At 41.2% G+C, this 4,111-nt stretch carries 2 protein-coding genes and 1 pseudogene; 1 reads left to right on the top strand and 2 read right to left on the bottom strand.

The genetic code is table 11. From position 1 onward, the window contains the following. Positions 1-161 precede the first annotated feature (161 nt). Both recQ and J6U00_RS12145 read right to left on the bottom strand, forming a co-directional pair. Positions 162-2,201: pseudogene (gene recQ / locus J6U00_RS12150) on the bottom strand (DNA helicase RecQ); the annotation flags it as partial. 128 nt (positions 2,202-2,329) lie between these two features. Next, a complete protein-coding gene (locus J6U00_RS12145) occupies positions 2,330-3,403 on the bottom strand; it encodes an MBL fold metallo-hydrolase (protein WP_296582217.1) in 1,074 nt (357 codons plus the stop codon). A 220-nt stretch (positions 3,404-3,623) separates the two neighbouring features. Between J6U00_RS12145 and J6U00_RS12140 the strand changes: the two genes are divergently transcribed. Continuing rightward, positions 3,624-4,111: hypothetical protein (locus J6U00_RS12140; RefSeq protein WP_296582215.1), on the top strand; the 488-nt coding region annotated here is incomplete at its 3' end.

Genomic DNA, 4,111 nt, shown 5'->3' with positions numbered 1-4,111 from the left:
TTGGGGCCTCTTTACGAGGCCCCGTGTTCGTTTGGGGGACTGAGTTTTTTTACAGCCCCAATAATCTTGTTTTATATTGTAAACGTTGTAATTCAGCAAACTGACTTTTGTAAGCGGATGGAAGAAAATCGTATATCTTGAGTCGTTGGCTAAGCTGTGGGCTATGATATTATACCCATTTTCCTTAACCGTGATCTTATTGCTCCTTTAGTACGTTTGTGTGCATTGGCAATTTCTGTTATAGTCATTCCGCTAGAAAATTCGGAAGAAAGCTGACGTTCTTCCTCTTCTGTCCAAGCTCGCGGTGCTGAGGAAGAATTTGTGGTTATAAGCTTTCCAGAATTATCATGCTGCTTCTGAATAATTGAGAGTTCTCCATCATAAGTATTTTGTTCGTTCGGGTGAGCGCTTATGTACTCGCTTATTATGCGACAGAAATCCTCGCCGTACTGTTCTGCCTTTCTCTTTCCAACTCCAGACACATTAAGGAATTCTTCATAATTAACAGGACGAAGTCTGCACATATCCCTGAGAGAGGAATCGGAAAATACGATATACGCAGGTACATTTGACGCAGAAGCTATCTTATTGCGAAGTGTTCTGAGTTCGCCGAACAGTGTATCATCAGTATTGAATTGAGCACTTGAGCGTAGTTTGCTCTTCGGAGGTTTCTTCGGCAGTTTCATACTAACATGAATGCGATCTTTCACTATCTTTGCAGACAGCGGAGTTAGCACTACAACAGGATATTCATCATCGGTGAAGCTGAGATAACCGTTTGCGATAAGGTGGTCAAGCTCGGCCCGAATAGTCTGAGCGGGTACGTCGCTCATTATTCCATAAGTCGACAGCTTGTTTAATCCAAAAGATATAAGCCTCTGATTATCTGCACCGCGAAGCACGTCTATCACCATATTCTTTCCGAAACAGCGGCCTTTCTGCTTTATACGGAATACACACGAAACTATCTTTTGTGCATCTATCGTAATATCCGCATCCTCGAATTCGTTAAGACAGTTGGAGCAGTTACCACAGTAGGAAGAAGCCTTTTCTCCAAAATAACGAAGCATATATTCTCTCAGACATCCTGATGTTGTTGAGTAGAATGTCATATCCTTCAAACGCTGCTTATCTAGTTCGAGCATAATGTCTTTTTCTTCTTCCGACAGGTCACTGTTTTCTTCACGGCTTTTTTCAATCATAAAACTGTTTGTGCGGACGTCCATTGCTCCGTACATTAGAATACACTGCGCTGGACTTCCATCGCGTCCTGCACGGCCGGCTTCCTGGTAATAGCTTTCTATATTCTTCGGCATATTATAATGGATAACAAACGACACGTCGGACTTATCAATACCCATTCCGAAGGCATTTGTAGCAACAATTATGCTTTTGCGGTCGTATATGAAATCTTCCTGATTACTGCGCCTTTCCACGTCCGAAAGACCTGCGTGGTATCTTGTAGCAGAAAAACCGTCTGCATTAAGCTTATCACATACCTCCTCCACGTTCTTACGTGACAGGCAGTACACAATACCACATTTGTCTTTGAAGCCGATGAGAAGCCTCTTCAGCTCTGCATACTTGTTTTGCGGTTTCAGTACAGAAAAGAAAAGATTAGGCCGGTCAAAGCCGGTTACCAATGAAAACGGCTCATTCAGTCCGAGCAGTCGGACAATATCTGCCTTGACAGTATCTGTTGCTGTTGCTGTAAATGCGCTTATGACAGGACGGTGTGTCAGACTGCTAATGAATTCTGAAATATGCAGATAGCTGGGGCGGAAATCCTGTCCCCATTGCGAAACACAGTGTGCTTCGTCGATAGTTACCATTGAGATGTCCACCGAAGACACGAGGCGTTTCATCTCCTGTGTACCGAGACGCTCTGGCGCCACATATATCAGTTTAAATTCACTTTTGCAGGCGCGGAGCATTGTTTCAGAATATTCTTCCTGTGTGAGCGAACTGTTGATGCAGGCAGCGCTGACTCCAGCTGTTACGAGCGAGCTGACCTGATCCTTCATAAGAGATATAAGAGGTGAGATTACTATGGTGACACCGTCAAGCATTAAAGCAGGAACCTGATAGCACAGAGATTTTCCGGCTCCCGTCGGCATAATACCAAGTACGTCACAGTTACTCATGATATGGTCTATAAGCTCAGCCTGTCCGCTACGGAACTCTTTATGACCGAAGTATTCTTTTAATACCGTGAGTTTATCCGTTTAGATCGCCTCCTTTTTTATTAACGGGGAATAAGATACAGTCTTACTATTTTTGCTTTTACATTAACATTATACAACAACAATCGGCGTAAAACAAGCTGTGATTAGTTAAATTTGCGCCACCAATAATTTGATACCGGTGGAGCATCAAGACTGAAAGTTTCGCAGATATATGGCGTTATAACGCTCATTTTTTGCTTTTCAGCTTCAATAACAAAACGTTCAGGAGAGTCATCCCAGCCGTGACTTGAAAGTACGAACGCTCCCCAGTGTATCGGCATAACCTTTTTTGAGCCGATCATTTCTGCTGCCATTACTGCTTCTTCTGGATAGAGATGACTATAATGCCAGCTTTTGTTATATTGTCCGCACTCCATAAGAGCAAGGTCAAAGTCTCCATATTTGTCGTGTATTGATTTGAAGTGTCTGCCGATACTTCCGTCACAGCTATTGAATATACTATGAAATTCGTCTTTAAGCACCCATGAACACCACTGTGTACGGTTTTGTCGAATAAGACCTCTTCCCGAGAAATGGCGCGATGGAGTGCATATTATTTCGAGACCGTTTATATTGACCTGTTCCCACCATGCCAGAGTAGTTATTTTACTTGATGGGATATTCCAATGTTCAAGGTGTTTTTCAAGCCCCAGTGAAACGATAAATCGGTCGGTTTTGTTTGCAAGCTGCTGAATGGTGCATCGGTCAAGGTGATCGTAATGGTCATGAGACAGCATGACTATGTCAAGATGCGGTAATTCTTTAATATTTACAGAGGGACGTGTGAAACGCTTCGGTCCTATCCACTGAAAAGGCGATGAACGCTCTGAGAACATAGGATCAAATAAAATATCCATGCCGTGCATCTGCATTAATACAGTAGAGTGTCCGATCCAGGTGACGTTGATTTTGTCGATTCCAATAGCAGAAAAGTCGGGAGTGTATATAGGCAGTTCATCTTTGGGAGTTGATCCTTTTTCAGATAATCTGAGGTCTTCGTTAAGCCCTTTTTCTTCCCATTCGGTTGGATATTTAAAACGTCTGCCATTATATTCAGAACAGCGCTTTTTGTACTCTCTGCGATCGGAAACAGTTGGAAGTGCTCCAAAATCACTCTTCTTGAAAATAAGAGCAATTGCTGAAATAATAGCTCCAACAGCAAATATTGCTTTTTTCATAATATCGCTCCATGTATTGATTTAATGATATTTTATCATATTTTCTCGATGTATGCAATATCTGACAGCTTGAAATATACAGCGTCCTATGGTATAATTGTAAAAAACATAATGAGGAAAGACATGGAATTATTTCAAATCCTTTCGGCAAGAAATATCAGTTTATACCTCAACCGAATGAAGAAATGCAGCAGATCTGTTTTAAATAGGGGATATTTTTATGAATATCATGATAAAAGAATTTAATAATGATTTTTCAATAAAAATCGATACATCAGCTTGCAAATCATTAATTGCTGGGCATGATATAAACTTAAATGACACTTGGCACTATAGCGATCAAGTATTTGAAAGCGGAAAAATATATGGAATAGTAAGTGAATATGGTCAAGGTTGTGAGTATCTGTCATATTTACTTGGTGGCAGAGTCAAGTTTGAGAATGTTAAGGTTTACTGTAATGGCAGCTTGATTTGCCAGAATGACCTTAATGACGTTGCATTGAATTTAGAGCCCTCTTGTGAGCCATATGGGAAAAAGCAAGTGAAAAAGTCAATAGAAAGTGCTCTTTTAAAAAGCTCGGATAAAGGCGATTTTTCATTGATCGCTGATAAATTCCTTTTGACATCCGAAAGATATGATAGGAAATTCATTCATCTAAGTGGTGAACGATGGAGGGCTGCCGCTGCATTTGGCTATGCTCAGAATAA

Source organism: Ruminococcus sp. (assembly GCF_017650195.1).
Classification (GTDB): domain Bacteria; phylum Bacillota; class Clostridia; order Oscillospirales; family Ruminococcaceae; genus Ruminococcus.
The sequence above is the reverse complement of the archived record's forward strand: the minus strand, read 5'-3'. Positions and strand labels throughout refer to the sequence as shown.